2 protein-coding genes and 1 pseudogene are annotated in these 1,944 nt (G+C 67.3%); all 3 read right to left on the bottom strand.

The window, feature by feature from the left end; genetic code table 11:
- Positions 1–15 precede the first annotated feature (15 nt).
- Positions 16–345 carry an efflux RND transporter permease subunit gene (locus tag QU44_RS16880; protein ID WP_033923574.1) on the bottom strand — a complete coding sequence of 110 codons (330 nt, stop codon included), beginning with the start codon at positions 343–345 and terminating at the stop codon, positions 16–18.
- Positions 342–1,454: an efflux RND transporter periplasmic adaptor subunit gene (locus QU44_RS16875; protein WP_052135080.1), complete on the bottom strand. Its 1,113-nt coding sequence runs from the start codon at positions 1,452–1,454 to the stop codon at positions 342–344. Before QU44_RS16875 ends, QU44_RS16880 begins: the two co-directional genes overlap by 4 nt.
- A pseudogene (locus QU44_RS16870) lies at positions 1,451–1,944 on the bottom strand (TolC family protein); the annotation flags it as partial. The gene QU44_RS16875 and the pseudogene QU44_RS16870, both read right to left, overlap by 4 nt.

Below are 1,944 nucleotides of genomic sequence, written 5' to 3'. Positions count from 1 at the left end.
ATGCGAATGTCAAAATCAATCCACTAGCGCCTGCGCCTTATCTAAATCGGTGCCGGGCTTGAACGTGGCGAGCAGCGTATAGCGGCCGTCGTTCGACGCGGTGCTCTGCATATAGAGCATATCCTTGACGCCGTTGACCTGGCCTTCGATCGGCAGCGCCACCGTTTCCAGCACCGTCTTGGCGCTCGCGCCCGGATTCGATGCGGTGACCTGGATCGTCGGCGGCGCGATCGGCGGATATTGCGCGATCGGCAGCGCGAAGATGGCGATGCCGCCGATCACCATCATCAGGATGGCGATGACGTTGGCCAGCACCGGGCGATCGATGAAGAAGCGCGCGATCATTGTGCCGCCTCCGGCAGCGCAAGCATGGTGGTGCGCGGTTTTGCCTTGCCGCCGATGCGGACATTGACCAGCCCGTCGACGATCACCCAATGGGCGGGTGACAGGCCGCCCAGCACCACGCGGTTCGGCCCGACATCGCCGCCGGTGCGGATGTCGCGCCGCCGGACGATATGATCCTTGTCGAGCACGAACACATAATCGCCCAGCGGGTCGCTCTGGATCGATGCAACGGGCAACAACAGGCTGGCATCGTCGGCGGGAAACGCGATCCGCACCCGCGCGAACATGCCGGGCAGCAGCGTTGCGTCGCCGGTGCCGGAAAGCACGGCGCGCGCCTGAAGCGAACCAGTGGCGGTGTCGATCGCCTTTTGGGCAAAGTCCAGCGTGGCGCGATAAGGATAATCGGGCTGATCGAGCAGGCCGATTGCGACCGGATAGCGCGATGCCGCCGGCGCATCGGCCTGCCCGCGCGCCCGCATTGCGGCAAGCACCTGCAACACCTGCCGCTCGCCCAGCGTGAATTCGACCGACAGCGGGTCGATCTGCTGGATCGTTGCCAGCTTGGTCGCGCCGGGTGCGACATAGCCGCCCGCCGAGATCGCCGCCGAACTCATCCAGCCGTCGAACGGCGCACGGACGATGGTGTAGGACAGGTTGATCCGGCCCAGCCGTTGATTGGCCTGCGCCTGTTCCAGCGCGAAGCGGGCATTGTCGAGCGCGGCGCGCGACGTGGCATCATCGGCGAACAGCCGCTGCTGGCGCGTATATTCGGCTGCCGTCTGGCTCAGTTGCGCGCTGCTGGCGGCAAGCTGTGCCTGATAGGTTTCCGGGGCGATATGGAACAGCGGCTGCCCCTTTCGCACCCGCGCGCCATCGGCGAAATCGACCGTAGCCACGGTGCCCGCGACCCGCGCCATCAGATCGACCGAAGCCGATGCGGTAACCGTGCCGGTCAGGTCCATCGTCTGCGGCACGGTGGCGAGCAGCGGACGCGCGATGGTCACCGCCGGCGGCGGCTCCTTGTCGGCGGTGGCGCTTTGCGTCGGGCTGCAGGCGGCGGCCAGGCAGCCCGCGAGCAGGATCGCCGCGCGCCGGGTTGGGCGGATCATCGATGGTCTCCGTCAATTTCAGGTGTGGCGGCGATCGGATCGAGCTGCCGGCCCCATTGGCTGCGGGCCTGCATCCGGTCGCGGGTTTCGGGGGCGAGCGGTGGCGGCAGTCCCGGCGCGGTGGCCCCCAGCCCCAGCGCGCGGTGGAGCGCGACATAAGCGCTGGCGGTGTTGCCCTGTGCCTGCACCAGCGCATCGCGCAGCGCGGCATCGTTCACTTGCGCCGTCAAAATGTCCTGCCGGGTGCCGCTGCCGTCGCGATAGCGGTCCTCGGCGCGCATTCGCAGGCGCGCGCTGTACGACGCCGCGTCAGCGAGCGCGGCAAGCGCATGGTGGGCGGCAATATCCTGTGCCAGTGCATCGCGCACATCGCGCTGCGCGATCAGCACCGCTTGCTCATAGCCTTGCAGCGCCTGTTCGAATGCTGCGTCCTGCACCTGGATCTGGCCCTTCAGCTTGCCTGAAGAGTTTCGGGCGCCGGCAGGCGTAC

Origin of the sequence: Sphingomonas sp. 37zxx (assembly GCF_000786205.1) — a bacterium.
In the GTDB taxonomy this organism is placed as follows: domain Bacteria; phylum Pseudomonadota; class Alphaproteobacteria; order Sphingomonadales; family Sphingomonadaceae; genus Sphingomonas.
The sequence above is the reverse complement of the archived record's forward strand: the minus strand, read 5'-3'. Positions and strand labels throughout refer to the sequence as shown.

Excerpts from the sequence above, each read along its gene's own strand:
- QU44_RS16875 (WP_052135080.1), bottom strand. The coding sequence starts at position 1,454 with ATGATCCGCCCAACCCGGCGCGCGGCGATCCTGCTCGCGGGCTGCCTG.
- QU44_RS16880 (WP_033923574.1), bottom strand. The coding sequence starts at position 345 with ATGATCGCGCGCTTCTTCATCGATCGCCCGGTGCTGGCCAACGTCATC.